Origin of the sequence: Sporosarcina sp. FSL W7-1349, assembly GCF_038003045.1 — a bacterium.
Taxonomy (GTDB): domain Bacteria; phylum Bacillota; class Bacilli; order Bacillales_A; family Planococcaceae; genus Sporosarcina.
In genome coordinates, this window is sequence record NZ_JBBOOK010000001.1 from 818,245 (window position 1) to 834,861 (window position 16,617).

Consider the following 16,617-nt stretch of genomic DNA (forward strand, 5'->3'; position numbering starts at 1 on the left):
CAAACTATTGTAATCATCCTAAAGGAGGTACTATTCGTGGAGAGAAGTTCATCAAGCGACAGATACCAGCCGGTCACATCCGTCAACAGTGGCGTCGGTGTGGAAGTAATACCGGACATCTATTGTTACACGGACCAAATCGTCAATGTCGTTTTTTATGGAAAGCAAGGAGAGGGAGAAAAGTGGGTCCTGATCGACGCGGGGATGCCCACATCCGGTAAAAATATTATAGAGGAAGCCGAAAAAAGATTTGGAGCTGGCAATCCGCCGCAAGCGATCGTTTTGACCCATGCCCATTTTGACCATATCGGCGGATTGATTAATGTCCTTGAGGAATGGCCCGTCCCGGTATACGCTCATCCTTTGGAAATTCCGTACATCACCGGGCAACAAGATTATCCCGACCCCGACTTCATGGTGGAAGGCGGCATGGTGGCAAAAATGTCCGCCATGTTTCCAATTGAGGCGATTGATATCGGAGATCGAGCGAATCCGCTGCCTGCCGACAATTCCGTCCCTTCTATGCCTGGATGGAAGTGGATTCATACCCCGGGTCACTCGGCAGGACATGTCACCTTCTATCGCGAGTCTGATGGGGCGTTAATAGCGGGCGATGTGTTTGTCACCGTCCGTCAAGACGCCTTGTATAAAGTCCTCACGCAGGAACGCGAGATGTCCGGACCTCCCCGTTATTTGACACCAGACTGGACTGCCGCCGAACAATCCGTGAAAGCGATGCAAGCACTTCATCCGAAAGTGGCCGTCACCGGACATGGCGTACCGGTCTCAGGCGAATGGCTGGAAGAGAACTTGACGAAGCTTGCGGACAACTTCGCAGAAATGGCAGTGCCCGTCTATGGAAAGTTTGTCGATGGCGATAAACCCGCTCAGTAAATCGACTATTAAGCCTTCTTATCATTCGATAAGGGGGTTTATTAATTTTACAGAGGGATACCCGGATAAAAAGGATTCTCTGACTCCGGTACTTGCAATTCGCAACTTCCTGTCCGACCTAATAGTTGCAAAGCACAACCATTAAAACAATTACTTGCAATAAGCAAATACATCGATCGTTAGATAGTTGCGAAGTACAACTATTGGTCAGAGTCCAGCTTCGCAGACAAGACTTGGATAGATCGCTTGATCGTCTCCATCTCAAACTCGTTCATACCACTGAATAATTGATCAAACCGCGAGGCGAACAATCGGTCCATTTCCCCGACCACCCTCTCACCTTCCACAGTCAATCCTAAGAAATAATATCGCCTATCCTGTTCGGATGGAACTCGCTCGACGTATCCTTTCTTCTCCAGAGACTGTACCTGCCGGGAGAAAGTGGTGATATCCATCACAACATGCCGGGCCACTTTCTGCATCGTCAAATCATCGCGCCCCTCCAATGCAAACAGGATGGCTATTTGAGGCATGGATACTGGTTCGGGAAAGTCTTCATACGCCTGTTTGATGAACCGGGAAAACGAAAAATAGAATTCCAGCACTCACTCCAACCCCTATCAGTTTACATAATATTATTACGCACATCAAAAAGCGCCCCATCAAAAAGGGTCGCTTTGGCTTCAGCCATATGTAATCCGGTCTTCGTCATGCACATCTATCGCATTTTTAATAAAAACGGTCGTCCGTAAAATGAGCGATTCGTTTTCCTCCGTCTCCCATCGTTCATCCGGGACGATTTCAAATGGAATCATATCAGTCTCTTTCGACTTCACACTTCCAACGATTTCGAATTCCTGTTTGGTGATCGTATTATCGATGATCGAAAAATCGCTGTCCCGGACATCGCGTGTCGTCCGTTTCAATAATTCGATTTCAATATGATCAATCAACTGCTCACTTTCCCCACCCTCGATATAAATCGTCCCCGAAAGGGTTTCGCCGAATGCGACGGTCGGTGAGCCGACAATCGTATCCACCTTCATCGTTCCAAAGCCGATGCTTGATAAAAATTGCTTCAACATACAAAAATGCCTCCCATGCGTTAGTGTCCTTCTCTATTCCCTATAGTATCCAGTATAACGCATTTGCCCTTAATCGGTTAAAGTGAAACTTCCTCCCTCATTCTTTTCCGCAGTCGCGAGGTCTTTTACAATTTTCCCCTTCTCTAAAAACAAGATGCGATCTCCTAAACCGCGGGCCTCTTCCATATCATGCGTTACAATCAAAAAAGGGATTTGCCAAAGTTCATGCAGGCGTAAAAGTTCCGACTGACACTCCTTTCTCGTCTCACGATCCAATGCAGACAACGGCTCGTCCAATAACAGAATAGCCGGCTCTGTTACGAGAGCCCGGGCCAAAGCGACCCGCTGCTGTTCCCCGCCCGAAACTTGATGAGGGTATTTGGATAATAGATGCTGGATGCCTAACAGGTACACCAACCTCTCTACGACGGAGGATTGCTTTTCCTTCCTCACTCCATACGTAATATTCTTTTCAACAGTCATATGAGGAAAAAGCGCGTAATCCTGGAACAGATAACCTACATGCCGTTTTCTTGGCAAAAGCGGTTTTTGGCCTTCCTGAAAGAAAACCATCTCGTCCAATGTGATCGATCCGGCATCGGGGTGAACCAGTCCGGCAATCGAGTTGAGGATGGTCGTTTTCCCGGATCCTGAAGGACCGACGAGGACGACAATTTCTTTATTCATTGCAAATGCCACATCCAGCTCGAAATGGGCCAGTTCCTTTTTCATCTGTACTTTTAGCATTCGATTCCTCCCCTATCGCCGATCGTTCGCAAACCGCCGCATGCTTCGTTTGCTCCACCAATTCAGCCAAAGAATCGTGCTGAATCCGAGCGCAACGATGATGATCACCCAAAACGTCGCTTTTTCCATCTGTCCTGCCTCTACGGCAAAATAGATTGCCATCGGAATGGTGTCCGTTTTCCCGGGGATATAACCGGCCAGCATGAGAGTCGCACCAAACTCTCCAAGCCCCCGGGCGAAAGAAAGGACAAGTCCCGCTAATAAACCCGGCCAGGCAAGCGGAAACGACACCGTCCAAAAAACTCGCCATTCCGAGGCTCCCATCGTCCGCGCTGCATTTTCAAGCCGGATATCAATATTTTCGAATGCGGCAGCGGCGCTTTGGTACATTAAGGGAAACGAGACGACAATGGATGCGATGACAGCCGCCATCCAAGTAAACACGATCTGGATGTCAAAGGTGTCCCACAGCCAACCGCCGATCCATCCTTTTTTCCCAAAGAGGATGAGTAATCCGAAGCCGACAACCGTTGGTGGTAAAACGAGCGGCAAAAGAAAGAACGATTCCACTATGCTTTTTCCAAAAAATGATTTCCTGCTAAAAAAATAAGCGAAAAACAAACCGAAGATGAAAACGAAAGAGGTGGAGATGGCTGCCACTTTCAATGATAATACTAGTGGTGTGTAATTCAATTCGGACATACGCCCTCCCTCTTTTTATTTAAAACCGTATTTTCGTAACGTCTCCAGCCCTTTGTCACTCATCAAGTAATCTAGAAATGACTGCGCAGCCTTTTCGTGTTCAGATTCCCGAATAATCGCGCCCGGATAGATGATCGGGGAATGCCATTCGTCATCCGCTTTCGCCAACACCTTCACTTTGTCCGAAATGACGGCGTCGCTCGAATAGACAACCCCAAGATCTGCATTCCCCATCTCAACATGCGTCAATACTTGCCGGACATCGGATCCGAGCACGAGTTTTTCTTGGAGCGGCTCCCATAATCCGAGATGTTCGAACACTTCCTTTGAATACCGGCCAACGGGCACCGTTTCTGGTTCTCCTATCGCAAAATGCTGGATGGAACCAAGGTCAATCTTTTTGAATGAAGGGATTTCCAATGTTGAGTCCTTGGCCGAAATCAATACAAGAGAATTCGACGTGAAATCGACACGAGAATCATCCACGACTAACCCCTTCGCCCCCAACTTATCCATATCCTTTTCGCTTGCCGATAAAAAGACGTCCACAGGCGCGCCTTGTTCAATTTGGGTTGCCAATTTTCCGGAGCTCCCGAAATTGAATATTAATGTTACGCCTTCATGCTGACTCTCATATGTACGTTGAATATCCGTCAAGGCATCCGTCAGACTGGCTGCCGCCGACACGAGCAATTCCACTTCCGGCGTTTGCGCGTTCTCCGATCCCCCACCTGAGCAGCCGAACAGTAAGGAGGAGAATAAAATGACGGACAGCAATAGAGAAACTCTCTTCATTATACCAATTACCTCTTTCTATTAATGGAAATCGCATATAATTCCTTATCATTGAACGTACCACACTCCAACGAAAATGGTATACAGATGCGCTCAACCAGTTCATTCAGATGGATAGAATTTAACACCATGGCATTCCTCAGTAAGTTGTTCAACTTTTCTAAACATTGCTTGATAGGAAAGTGAAAATATGCTACAGTTGAAAGAACTTCGAACGAGCGCTCAATCATTACTATTATCTATATTTTTAATTGCGAGGGGGATTCTGATGAAAGCGATTGTATTACGAGAAACTGGTGGGCCTAATCAAGTACGATACGAAGAAGTGGAAGTTCCGACGCCGAAATCCGATGAAGTGGTAATTCGACTGAAATATGCAGCGTTAAACCGAAGAGATTTATGGATCACGTATGGTATGTACCCGGGGATGCAGCTACCGTCCATTTTAGGTTCGGATGGGGCTGGTGAAGTGGTTGCAGTCGGAGATCAAGTGACCAATATCCAGACTGGCAGTGCGGTTGTCATCAATCCTAGTTTAAATTGGGGGGAAAGTAGAGTCCATTATAGCCCGGAACATCGGACTTTAGGAATGCCATCCGATGGGACGTTTGCCGAATATGTAACTGTTGCGGCTGAAAACGTCTATGCGAAACCGGACCATCTTTCCTGGGAAGAGGCAGCTGCGGTGCCATTGGCGGGCTTAACCGCATACCGCGCTCTCATGTATAGGGGTAGTCTGCAAGAGGGCGAGAATGTTCTCATTCCAGGTATAGGGGGCGGCGTTGCATTGACCGCATTACAGATTGCGGTCGCTCATGGGGCGAATGTCTATGTCACCTCGAGCAGCGATGCAAAACTCGAAAAGGCCAAACAGCTAGGGGCGGCAGGCGGGGTGAACTATCGCTCAGACAATTGGGTAAAAGAGATGAAGAAACTGATGGGCGGCGCTGATCTTGTCATCGATGGGATTGGCGGCGAAAACTTTAATCATATGGTCGCGTTAGCAAACCCGGCTGGACGGATCGTCAACTATGGAGCGACGATGGGGCCGATTAAAGAACTCGTACTCCCCCGCATCTTCTTCAAGCATCTCGATATTCGAGGGACGACAATGGGTAGTCCGGAAGATTTCAAGGAAATGCTCCAATTTTTTGAAGAACATCGGGTATCGCCGTATATCGAACAATCATTCCCGCTCGAAGCAGCCGCCGACGCGCTGGTCTACATGGAAAAGGGAGAGAATTTCGGGAAGATCACTTTGGAAATATAGTGATAATAATAAAGAGCTTCCCGGAAAGTCGGCGGTACCTGACTTTCCGGGAAGCTCCTTTTATTGGACGACAATGGCGCCGACATCCGTTTTCAGTTTGATCAAGTTCTTCCCGTCTCCGTAGACGGTCTTGCTGTTTTTCGAGCCGAAGATATTTATGGAGCCGACGTCTGTTTCAGCAAGGATCGTCGCGTTCGTCGGTTCTTTTTTCGTCTGGACGGAAATTTTTCCGACATCAGTCTTCAAATCGATCGATCGGTCCAAATCCGGCGTCTTCAGCGAAATCATCCCCGTATCCGTCTTCGCTGTAATTTCACCTTCCACCTGGTCGAGTTCGATCAGTCCATTATCCGTTTCTACGCGCACCACGTCTGCTTCAACTTCTGTTACGGCGATTTTGCCATTATCCGTTTCTACATCCAATTCACTCATCTGAAGTCCCTCGACTGAAATCTTGCCGTTATCGCTTTTCACTTGGAAAGACTCATATTGCTTTTCGGGCACTTCGATCACGACCGTCACAGGCTTGTAACCGAATGGGAGGAACCCCCATATTTTCTTGTCCTTCAACTTGACTGTCAACATGCCATCTTCTATTTGCGCTTTCACCAAACCTTTGCGCTGTCCCTTTTTACCGACAACTTCAATCGTCGCCGTGTCATCTTTCGACGGCCGGATCTCCACGACGGCATTTGACCCACTCACGTGAAGCCGTTCAAATGAATCCGTCATCACAACGGATTTATCAAAGCCGAATAATGAATGGATCGCATACCTGACCCCGAACACCCCCGCAATCAAAACCACAATGACGATAATCAGCTTATTCCGCACTCGCCCTTCCACCTTTCCCTGAATCCTTCCCTCTCTTATTCCTAGTATAGGATAGAACGATTCCATAGAGAACGGACTCCGGCTCTGTTTGATTTACGGCTTAGGTCGTAGTTTAACTTGAGTTTAAGGTCCTGGCATAAAGATAAGCAGTTTAAAAGCATGACATCTATATAAAACGTACTAAAGAAGTGGACATTACCAGCCAACCGTTGCTTTCCGTTCCAGGCGGACGCTTTCCGCGGGCACGGCTTCAATCAATCGAACAGCGAAGGGTTCGATTTGCCGTATTTCTGCGCCCTTTGCGGAAATTAAGGCATCCTCCTGTTGCCAAACGCTACGCTTTTTGGCACAAAGGCCGTTGCCTTCGCTGGAGTCGCCGCCCTACACTACAAGCAACTGGAGCCACCCATTACAAATCATTTATTCGTTCTATATAATGCCTTATTTGATTAAATTTCTATTCCGATTTTTCATAATAGAGCTCTTCATTCGACTCAAACTTATTGTAACGCAGCTTGAAGAGGGTGAATAAATGGGACAATACGACTTTCAGTACGGCGTAGCCTGGTATTGCAAGAATGACGCCCGCCACTCCAAATAAGGAACCCGATGTCAACAAGACGAAAATGATGGTGATCGGATGGATCCGCAACGTTTTCCCCATGATTTGCGGAGAAATGAACTTCCCGTCGACCAACTGGACAATAGTCCAAACAATCGCCAACTTCAAAAGCATGATCGGCGACGTGACAATGGCAATGATGACTGCTGGCGTGATCGCGATGATCGGGCCCAAATATGGGACGACACTCGTGAACATCGCCAATGTTCCAAGCAATAAGGCATAATCCATTCCAATGATCAAGAACCCGATCGAAACCATGATTCCGATACAGATAGAGACGAGGATCTGGCCTTGGATATATGCGCTGATCTGATGATCCGCATCGTGAAAAATGACTTCGGCATCATCGCGCATGCGAGGGGGCAGCATTTTCAAAATGACTTTCGGCAATTTTTCGCCGTCCTTCAAAAGATAAAACAAGATGAATGGCACCGTCACGATTGCCAAGATGAATCCGGTCAATGCCGAAAGGAAGGTGCTCACTCCGTTAGCAATGCCGCCCACCATATCTGCAAACATCTTACCAACATTGCCAAGACCCGAGTCAAACAGGGAATTCACATTGATATTCAATTCATTATAATAAGAGGCGAAAATCGAAGTCTTGAAAAAGTCATCGATATTGATCAACAACTGCCTGAAATAGGTCGGAAAATCTTCGACCAAATTGTGGAACTGGGTTCGTAAAAATGGGAAGACGAGGAAGATCAGCAATGTAATCAAACCGATCATCCCGACGAAAAGGATCAAAATCCCCCACACCCGCTTCACCTTCGCCTTTTCCAACAGCCTTAAGATCGGACGCAATAAATAATAGGCAATCGTTGCTAAGATGACAGGCAAGACGACGGTCGAGAAGAACACTTTGATCGGATAAAAAATAAAGGATATATGTTGGTACACGAGGATGATCAAACCGATTAATAATACGGAAACGAGAACGAAAAGCGTCGTCTGTCCCCCGAGAAACCGGATGACATTCGACAGCTTCCCATCCTTCTTTTCATTCCTCGCTTGCGCTGGCTTTTTTTCGTCCATAATTGTTACCTTTCACCTTCCTCCGAATTTATACCATTCCATTCTTAATCCAGCTTCATGCCGAGGAATTTCGAGATCGCTTCCCTATTCTTCTCCACATCGACTTCGATGACAGAGCCCGCGTGTGAATAGTTGGCGAATGAATAGGAACCTTCCACTGGCACTGTCATCGTTTCGACGTCCGCCCCCTTATTCATGAGGAGAGTGGCCGCGCGGGACAGTTCATCTTTTGTCGTAAGATCCGTTTTAATATAGCCCGATAAAGCGCCGGCCAGTTTCGGCACATGCAGCAGCATGCCTGGACTCATCGCCTCTTCCTTCATCGCGGAGATGATTTCCTGCTGTCTGCCGACCCGACCGAAATCCCCTTCCGCATCTGCCCGGAATCGTGCATAGCCCAATAATTCCTTGCCGTTCAACCGTTTCTTGCCCGGCGTCAAAGTGACCCCGATTTTTTCGGACATCTCTTTTTTCACGTCAATTTCCACGCCATTCGGGAATGCAATATCGACGATAGACTCGAAATTATCGAAGTCCACTGCGGCATAATGATGAATCGGAACACCGAACATTCCGGAGATTGTATCTTTAGTTGCTTGCACTCCCTTCAAGTAATACGCCGTATTCAACTTATACGATTTATAGCCGGGAATATCCGCATAGATGTCACGCATGAAAGAGATGACCCGGATTTTCTGCTCGCTTTTATCCCAAGACAGGACCATCATCGTATCGGTACGGGATTTTCCGCCTCCGTCATCGTCCGTTCCGAGCAATAGATAATTCTCCACGGTAGGATATTTCGGATCTACGGCATCCCCCTTAAAATCACCCGGGTTGATGACGTTTCCGCTTGCCAGTGACTTACCGGCGTTATATTGGATATAGGAATAAGCTCCGATTCCTAAAAAACAAAGGGCCAATACGGTGAATAGTACGCGGCCGACCCGCAATCTTTTTTTTCTTCGCCTTCTAGGCATAGGCTCTCCATAATGATCTTCCATCCGCGTATTCCTCCAAATTCTTATCTATGTAGTAGGACGGCAAGGCCTCGTCCGGGTTGCACAGTGTCATGAAGATTATAGCATATTACCCATAGCGGGCACTGTGTGTTTTGCCCTAACGGAGGAAGCGGAATGAATGCGCGTCCTGGAGTCCAACCTGCTACAATGGAAGAATGGATATGGAGGTGTATTTACAATGAAAGAAAAAGCGGCATTTGCAGGCGGTTGCTTCTGGTGCATGGTCAAACCGTTCAAAGAATGGGACGGCATCGAAGACGTCGTTTCGGGATATATGGGTGGACAACTGGAACATCCAACTTATGAAGATGTCAAAAAAGGGGATTCCGGTCATTTGGAAGTGGTCGAGATTACATACGATCCAGCGATTTTTTCCTATGAACAGCTTCTTGATGTGTATTGGCAACAAATCGATCCGACCGATGCGGGAGGCCAATTCCAAGACCGTGGCGATTCGTATACGACTGCTATTTTTTATTACACGGACGTGCAACGAACACTCGCGGAAGTTTCCAAATCGAAGCTGGCAACAAGCGGAAAGTTCCAAAAACCAATTGTTACGGAAATCCGGCCAGCGGAAACATTCTATCCGGCGGAAGAATATCACCAGGACTATTATCTGAAGGAAAAAGAGCATTATAAAGAAGATCGGGCGCAATCAGGACGGGATGAATTTCTATCCAAGCATTGGGCTTAATTGAATCATTTCAAACAAATAACCGTCCTCCTGTTTTCGGGGGACGGTTATTTCGCTATTATTCTATTTCGTTTTCCGAAATATGAAATCGTTCGATTGTTTTGCTTAGATCCTCGCTAAGCATCGATAGTTTTTCCGCGGTTTCCGTCACGGACTGAATCGCTGAGAGCTGTTCCTCGGTCGAGGCGCTCACCTCTTCACAAGCGGCAGCGGTTTCCTGTGCTGTTGCCGCCATCGTCTGGATCGTCTGGGCCACTTCGTCTTTATAAGAAGACACGCTTTGAATTTGATCGTAGATTCCTTCGATGGAATGTTGCATCGTTTTCATCAAGGAGGAAATTTCATCGAAAGTCAGCTCCGTCTCCGTAACGACACGGCCTTGTCGATTAAAATTATCAATGGTTTCCGTCATTTGCTCGGTCACGGATTTCGACTCGGCTTGCAGTTCCAAGATAGTTGCTTTTACTTGTTCCGTCGAACGGGCGGATTGTTCGGCGAGTTTCCGGACTTCATCCGCAACGACCGCGAACCCTTTTCCGTGTTCCCCGGCCCGAGCCGCTTCAATACTGGCATTTAACGCCAGAAGATTCGTCTGCGAAGAAATTTCGGTAATGGTTTCCATGACACCGCCGATTGCATTCACTTTACTTCCCAGATGACTAATCGCATTCGTCATCGTTTGTAAATCGGCTTCCCAATCAGTGAAGGAATGCTTCAGTTGCTGCATCTGGCCTTGGCCGTTCGTGTTCATGTCGTCGGCTTTTTTCGCAATTTCGGTCATCGAACTGGCTTTTTCCGTAATTTCGTTGATCTGCACTCCGAGCAGCTCAGCTTTCTCCGTTACCGTTTCCGCGTCTTCTGCCGATCTGACCGCGCCTTCCGCAATTTCACCAACTGCCTTGGCAACCTCCAAACTGGATTCACTAGTCGCCTCCGAAATAGCGCTCAGATTACTGGATGTGCCGCGTACATTTTCTGCTGATCCACTGACAACCGTCAAAAGGCTGTTCATCTGATCGATCATGGTGTTGAAATACGTTCCCAATTCCCCGATTTCATCCTTGGATCGGATTGACGAACGAACAGTCAAATCTCCTTCGGCAACAGAATTCATCAATTGCTTCAAAAGTCCAACCGGCTTCAGCGTTCGACTGATCAGCGTATACAGACAAATGAAAATGACAAGCAGGGTAGCGAGCGCCACGACCAACATGGAATTCCGCAACTGGGAAGCCATCGCTCCAATTTCCTTTTCATCATAGACGGCCCCGATTTTCCAGCCCAATTTAGGCATGGTCGTGTAAACGAGGACATGGTCCACACCCGTCTGGTTGTAGTAGGTTGCCCCATGTTCATTGCCTTTTTCATACATTTCGGCAATAAACGGCAAGTCCATCATATTCTTGCTTTGTTCCGTAGGATGCGAAATGGCTGTCCCCGTTTCGTCCAAGATAATCGGGAATCCTCCATAACCTACCTGGGCATGGGAAACCTCCGAAGTGAAAGCGGAAAGCTCCATCGTGATTCCGATGACCCCTGCCACTTCCCCATTTACTTGAACCGCTTTCGCTGCGGTAATGGCATAGTCATTCGTGGCTGCGTCAATATAAGGATCTGTCCAAAATACGCCTTCCGGATTGCCGGCAGCTCCCTGATACCAGCCGCGGCTCGTCGGGTCGAACCCTTCCTCAATATCTGCCGCAGGTATATGGACCATTTGTTTATCCGGCGTCGCATAGTAGATGAAAGCCGTTTCCTGATGAACGTCTAAAAATTGGCTTAATTCTTCTTCCAACGAACCTAATTCTGTATTCGGCCCATCTTGTAAAGAAGCTTCGTAATACGCTGAGAACGTATCAGATTTTGACAATTGATCCAACCCTTTTTCAAATTGAACCAAAAACTTTTCGATGGATCGCCCCATCTCTCTTACAAGTGCTCCGCTTGAATCGATCGTATTCTCTTCCGATCGACCTTTCACTTGCGAACTGCTAATTAGTGTCATGATGCTGATCCCCACTAGAAAAACTACCATGACGGCTATAATTATCTTTGTTTTGATTGATTTCACGTAAGTGCTCCTTCCTACGCTTAAGATGCTAAGTACGAATGATTCATCGACCTAAAGTCCGTATTGTTTAGTTTTAATAAAAATAAAAAATCATTAAAAATTTTTAGATATTTTAAAGAAGACAAGCTCCTTTATATCCTCTATGAATAAAACCTCAAAAATTCGACGAGTACTGTCTATAGCCGATTTGTGCCTGGAGGAGTTAATCGTGGGAATTTCCGAAAGAAGGAACACTTCAAACGACCAAAAGAAGATGGAACAATCCTTTTCCACTGATCTTGATTTGAATGTAAGTCTACTAAAAGAAGCATTCTCCTCTCCGACCAATCAATCGCTTAAACTACGAAATATTACTGTTCTGCAAGGGACAAAAAAAGGCGTTATTTTATTCATCGAAGGCACTGTAGATACAAAAGCTATAGAGGAAAACATTATCAAACCACTATTGAAAGTTACTGACATTCCAAATGAGGATGGCATGTCAGTAGTAGCAGATAGTGTGCTAATCAACACAGGTTCAAAGCAACTAACAAAGTTAAGGGATGCTGTTAAGTATTTATTGCGCGGCAACACTCTAATTTTGTTTGAGGGTGAAGACGTGGCAATATCGGCGGAAACAACCGGCTTTGAAAATCGAAGTGTAACTGAACCGACAGTTGAGAACGTGGTTAGAGGACCAAAAGAATCATTCAACGAATCAATGGCTGTCAATCAGTCGCTCATCCGAAAACAGATTAAAGACAGTCGGTTGCTGTGCGAAACAATGACGGTCGGGAATAGTTTCGTCAAAGACGTCTCAATCATGTATATAAAGGGTGTGGCCGACGAGGAACTATTGAATGAAGTGAAAAAAAAGATTAATGAGCTCGAAAGTGATTTGATCCAGAACCTTTCCATATTAGAACAATATGTAGAAAGCAGAACCTATTCAATCGTGCCTTCTACACTTTTGACGGAAAGGCCGGATCGGGCATGTTCCTTTCTTCTGGAGGGTCATATTGTGTTATTAATGGAAAGTTCACCATATGCTTTAGTTGTTCCCGTCACTTTTTGGTCCATGTTTCATACGATTGAAGACCAATACCTCCGCTGGGCGTATGCGAACTTTATCCGCATCATTACGTTAATATCTGTTTTTATCGCTCTCTATACGCCTGCAATTTACTTGGCGGTTAGCACATTTCATATTGAAATGCTGCCTCCAGATCTTTTGTTCGCCATCGCGGCGACGAGGGAAGTCGTACCGGTCCCTGTTTTATGGGAAATCATTTTACTGGAAATTGTGTTTGAGATTTTAAGGGCGGCGGGCATACGAATCCCATCGGTAATCGGCCCAACAATTGGCATCGTGGGAGCACTTATATTAGGACAAGCAGCGGTCCAGGCGAATCTCGTCAGTCCAATCCTGGTCATCGTTGTCGCAATAACAGGGTTGTCTTCTTTTGTCATCCAAGATTTGAATTTAGGTTTCATGATAAGAATCCTGCGTTTTGCCTTTATTTTCATTGCAAATTTCATGGGATTTTTCGGAATTTTTTTAGCCACCGCGTGTCTATTCGCTTATTTGGTTTCTTTAAAATCTTTCAATGTACCTTTTTTAGCACCCTTCGCTCCTTATTTTCGTTCGCCAAAAGGATTGGTCTTGCGTCCTTCGATATGGAAGCAAGCGCTGCTCCCTTTTTATGCAAGTCGTCAAAATGAAGAAAGTCGTAATAATCCGAAAGCAGGTTCAAACAATGATTAAGGTAAACGATGGTAAAATTCGAAAAAGAGAATTAATAGGCATCCTCATTTTCCTATTTGCCATTCAAGTAATGAATACAACCCCAGACTTGCTATTCAAACTTGGAAAAAATGCTGCTTGGATGATACCTATTATTTCCTTTCTATTCATGTTGATTCCCTTTCTAATTCTGTTGACGATCGTAAAAAGGCGGAATACAGGCCTTGCAGAACTCGTATATATGCTCTTGGGGAAACGAATTGGTTCCTTCATCATGCTATTACTTTTCATCATTATCTTTAGCGCAACGGTGATCAACAGTAGAAGCTATGCGGATATTTTCAACACGATGTTTTACCCTAAAACGCCTATTCCCTATCTCTATATCATGCTAATCGGTGCAAGTTTTTACATAGCAAAACGTGGTTTGGAGAATATCGGTAGGACTGCCTGGCTTTTCACACCCATATTTTCACTTTTGATGTTTGCCCTTATCATTTTTATTTGGGAGGATATTTCATTCAACCGCATTTTTCCGATTGCTGGGCCAGGCTTGGGAACGATTTTAAAAGAAAGCGTAGTCCATAGTTCTGTCTATGGGGAAAGTATATTACTTTTTGCACTCTATCCTTTTATCCAAACGCATAAAGATATGCGCGTGGGCGCTTTGTTTGGATGGGTTATTTCCGTCATCTCACTTGCTTTATTCATGATCATATACGTTGCAGTTTTTGACTTTCCTGCAAGTCAAAATATCGCTTATCCTTTCCAGCAATTAAGTCGTATGGCTACAATCGGAACAATTAGTCATCTCGAATCCATTTATTTGGCCATTGCAACAGTAGCTTCGGCTGTTCATTTTTCGATTTACTTGTATTTGTCAGCATATTTCTTATCGAAAATGCTGCAGTTAAAAGAATACGAACCGCTGATGCTGCCGTTGGCCGGGCTCACGGTTCTGTTCGGAATGATATCACCGAACATTTTTGTCGGAAACACACTTAGGGAAGCTTTAGTCCAATCAAGCTCCATTATACTGCTCCTCTTCCCCTTCGTTTTATGGATAGTGGATCGTCGGAAGGGAAGGTCAAAAAATGAAACGGCCTAAACTATATGTCGGGTTTCTACCGATATTATTCATCCTATCTGGATGCTGGGATAAAAGTGAATTGGAGGAAAGGGGGTATGTTGTCGTATTAGGTATCGACAAAAGCAAAGAAGATCATATGGTTGACGTGACTTTTCAAATTGAAAATCCGCAAGTTGGGTCCACAAGCGTGGCCATGGCACAAAATGAGCCTCCTAGTGACATTATAACGATTACAGCAACAGATATTTTATCCGCAAAAGAATTGGCAAATAGTATTGTTTCAAGGGAAATTGACCTTTCACAATTGCAGACCATCATTATTGGAGAGGAATTTGCGAAAAGTGATTTTTTACATCATATCATCGCCTCTTCCTTACGCGACCCTGAAGTTCGTCGAAAAATAGTGATGATCGTCAGCAAAGAAGAAGCACGGGAATTTATTAATCACAATCATTCCCGGTTGGAAACCCGTCCGCATAAATATTATGCCTTTATGAGTGACAGATGGAAGGATACCGGTTTTGTTCCAGTATCCGATTTAAACCGTTATTTACAAAGAACATCAAGCGCCTTATTTCTAGCTATTTATGCGACTTCGGAGAGGGAGGAACGATATCGGGAAAACTCCGATAACTATAAAGCAGGACAAGTTCCCCAAAAAGAGGGAGATCCTGTTCAAATGATCGGTTCTGCGGTGTTAAAAGAAGGTAAAATGATTGGTGTTCTAACCGGGGAGGAAACAAGGCTTGCACTTATGCTTAGAGAAAAAAGTCTGGCCCGCCATTATATCGATACTTTTACAGATCCTAAAAAGGATGACTTCAGAATTTCAGTCAGAGTATTAAAGGAAGCTCGTACTAGAGTGGATATAGATGTTGACAAAGAACGTCCCGAAGTACATGTCACTATACCATTAAAAGTTCAAGTTCTTTCCATTCCAAGCACAATCGATTATGCGGGGAATGAAAAAAACCAAGAACTATTAAAAAATGAGATTCGAAAAAATCTGGAGGAAAAAACAGCAAGCCTGATAAAAAAAACACAAGAAAAATATGGTGCAGAACCTTTCGTCTGGTATGAAGTGGTGCGACATAAGTTTTGGACAATGAAGGCGTTTGAGAATTACGATTGGCAGGATAAATACCGCAATGCTGACGTGCATGTGGATTTCGAAATTACGATTGAAAGTTTCGGCAGCCAATTAAAGCCTCAAAAAATAAAAAGAAGTAAGGATTGATCATTTTTGCCGACACCATTAATATTTGTTTTTTTCTATGTCATGGTTTATACGATAAACTACGGACGTGTAATTTGGCGTTCCGGCAATAAATTTGCAGGCATTATCGTTTATTTATTGGCTGCAATGATCCCCGCTCTGTTGATTCGACTTATAATTTTTGCTTGAGGTATTTTTAATACGAGGGTGCCAGGTTTAGGAACAATTCGAAATTTGATGAGAACCTGGCACCTTTAAAAAATTTGTACCATTCTGGTGTGCTTTATGAAATCGCAGACATGCCTTCCAATAAAGCCTTTGCATCTGCATTTAAATAATGTTTGACATCCTCCCGCATCAGCAGTTCCGGATTCTCCTCGATGGACAGCTTTAAGCCTCGGAGGTCAAACGTGGACGCATAGGAATTGATATGATGGATTTGATTCAACTCCTGCCGATTCAGCGGCCGGAAATCGGTTTCCGCCATGGATGCCAAAATATCGACCATTTCCCGGATATGACGGTTCAACAGGTTTTTGTTCTCCATCAATAATTCCAAATGCTCCTCGATCAATCGTCTCGCCGAAACCAGATCCGATTTATCCATATATTTTTGCAAATCATGCAAAATCTTTTTCAGATTCATGCCAATCCCTCCTCCATTTCCTTCTCTTGGAACGGATTTCCTATCTTCTTTCAATATACCAACCAAATTTCAAGTACGGAAGTGAGGTTTGGCAGATACAGACAACTATGAAAATCAACCTACTTTCTCCGATCTAGACAGGAGTAATGGATTATTAGGCAT

At 45.2% G+C, this 16,617-nt stretch carries 16 protein-coding genes; 6 read left to right on the plus strand and 10 right to left on the minus strand.

The annotated features are described in order from the left end of the window. The first annotated feature begins 36 nt into the window (after positions 1–36). Complete coding sequence (locus tag MKY41_RS04095) at positions 37–894, plus strand: MBL fold metallo-hydrolase (RefSeq protein WP_340743827.1); 858 nt, start codon at positions 37–39, stop codon at positions 892–894. Positions 895–1,094: 200 nt separating this feature from the next. Here the strand turns inward: MKY41_RS04095 and MKY41_RS04100 are convergent, their stop codons facing one another. The 5 genes from MKY41_RS04100 to modA all read right to left on the minus strand — a co-directional run bounded on the left by MKY41_RS04100 (position 1,095) and on the right by modA (position 4,223). After that, positions 1,095–1,499, minus strand: a complete 405-nt coding sequence (locus tag MKY41_RS04100) for a MarR family winged helix-turn-helix transcriptional regulator (RefSeq protein ID WP_340743828.1) — start codon at positions 1,497–1,499, stop codon at positions 1,095–1,097. 78 nt (positions 1,500–1,577) lie between these two features. Beyond that, positions 1,578–1,979, minus strand: coding sequence for a sporulation protein (locus MKY41_RS04105; protein WP_340743829.1), 402 nt, complete (start codon positions 1,977–1,979; stop codon positions 1,578–1,580). A 69-nt stretch (positions 1,980–2,048) separates the two neighbouring features. Beyond that, positions 2,049–2,726, minus strand: a complete 678-nt coding sequence (locus tag MKY41_RS04110; RefSeq protein WP_340743830.1) for an ATP-binding cassette domain-containing protein — start codon at positions 2,724–2,726, stop codon at positions 2,049–2,051. 12 nt (positions 2,727–2,738) lie between these two features. Then, positions 2,739–3,428 carry a molybdate ABC transporter permease subunit gene (gene modB, locus MKY41_RS04115; RefSeq protein WP_340743831.1) on the minus strand — a complete coding sequence of 230 codons (690 nt, stop codon included), beginning with the start codon at positions 3,426–3,428 and terminating at the stop codon, positions 2,739–2,741. Between the two features lie 15 nt (positions 3,429–3,443). Continuing rightward, complete coding sequence (gene modA / locus MKY41_RS04120; protein WP_340743832.1) at positions 3,444–4,223, minus strand: molybdate ABC transporter substrate-binding protein; 780 nt, start codon at positions 4,221–4,223, stop codon at positions 3,444–3,446. 268 nt (positions 4,224–4,491) lie between these two features. Here modA and MKY41_RS04125 point away from each other — a divergent pair, with 268 nt between their 5' ends. Then, positions 4,492–5,493, plus strand: coding sequence for a quinone oxidoreductase family protein (locus tag MKY41_RS04125; RefSeq protein WP_340743833.1), 1,002 nt, complete (start codon positions 4,492–4,494; stop codon positions 5,491–5,493). Between the two features lie 60 nt (positions 5,494–5,553). Here MKY41_RS04125 and MKY41_RS04130 read toward each other — a convergent pair whose 3' ends face one another. From MKY41_RS04130 to MKY41_RS04140, 3 genes are all read right to left on the minus strand, one after another. Further along, positions 5,554–6,327 carry a DUF4097 family beta strand repeat-containing protein gene (locus tag MKY41_RS04130; protein ID WP_340743834.1) on the minus strand — a complete coding sequence of 258 codons (774 nt, stop codon included), beginning with the start codon at positions 6,325–6,327 and terminating at the stop codon, positions 5,554–5,556. A 457-nt stretch (positions 6,328–6,784) separates the two neighbouring features. Next, positions 6,785–7,990: an AI-2E family transporter gene (locus tag MKY41_RS04135; RefSeq protein ID WP_340743835.1), complete on the minus strand. Its 1,206-nt coding sequence runs from the start codon at positions 7,988–7,990 to the stop codon at positions 6,785–6,787. A 44-nt stretch (positions 7,991–8,034) separates the two neighbouring features. After that, positions 8,035–8,994: an LCP family protein gene (locus tag MKY41_RS04140; RefSeq protein ID WP_340743836.1), complete on the minus strand. Its 960-nt coding sequence runs from the start codon at positions 8,992–8,994 to the stop codon at positions 8,035–8,037. A 196-nt stretch (positions 8,995–9,190) separates the two neighbouring features. Between MKY41_RS04140 and msrA the strand changes: the two genes are divergently transcribed. Then, positions 9,191–9,709 carry a peptide-methionine (S)-S-oxide reductase MsrA gene (gene msrA, locus MKY41_RS04145; protein WP_340743837.1) on the plus strand — a complete coding sequence of 173 codons (519 nt, stop codon included), beginning with the start codon at positions 9,191–9,193 and terminating at the stop codon, positions 9,707–9,709. A gap of 58 nt (positions 9,710–9,767) precedes the next feature. Here the strand turns inward: msrA and MKY41_RS04150 are convergent, their stop codons facing one another. Further along, entirely contained in the window at positions 9,768–11,780 is a 2,013-nt protein-coding gene (locus tag MKY41_RS04150) for a methyl-accepting chemotaxis protein (protein WP_340743838.1), read from the minus strand. Positions 11,781–11,988: 208 nt separating this feature from the next. Here MKY41_RS04150 and MKY41_RS04155 point away from each other — a divergent pair, with 208 nt between their 5' ends. The 3 genes from MKY41_RS04155 to MKY41_RS04165 are packed head-to-tail and all read left to right on the plus strand — an operon-like array spanning position 11,989 to position 15,830. Beyond that, on the plus strand, positions 11,989–13,524 hold the full coding sequence (locus tag MKY41_RS04155) for a spore germination protein (protein WP_340743839.1): 1,536 nt from the start codon (positions 11,989–11,991) through the stop codon (positions 13,522–13,524). Continuing rightward, entirely contained in the window at positions 13,517–14,611 is a 1,095-nt protein-coding gene (locus tag MKY41_RS04160; protein ID WP_340743840.1) for a GerAB/ArcD/ProY family transporter, read from the plus strand. The genes MKY41_RS04155 and MKY41_RS04160 overlap by 8 nt, the downstream gene beginning before the upstream one ends. Continuing rightward, positions 14,598–15,830, plus strand: a complete 1,233-nt coding sequence (locus tag MKY41_RS04165) for a Ger(x)C family spore germination protein (RefSeq protein ID WP_340743841.1) — start codon at positions 14,598–14,600, stop codon at positions 15,828–15,830. Before MKY41_RS04160 ends, MKY41_RS04165 begins: the two co-directional genes overlap by 14 nt. 262 nt (positions 15,831–16,092) lie before the next feature. Here MKY41_RS04165 and MKY41_RS04170 read toward each other — a convergent pair whose 3' ends face one another. Next, on the minus strand, positions 16,093–16,455 hold the full coding sequence (locus tag MKY41_RS04170; protein WP_340743842.1) for a hypothetical protein: 363 nt from the start codon (positions 16,453–16,455) through the stop codon (positions 16,093–16,095). Positions 16,456–16,617 lie beyond the last annotated feature (162 nt).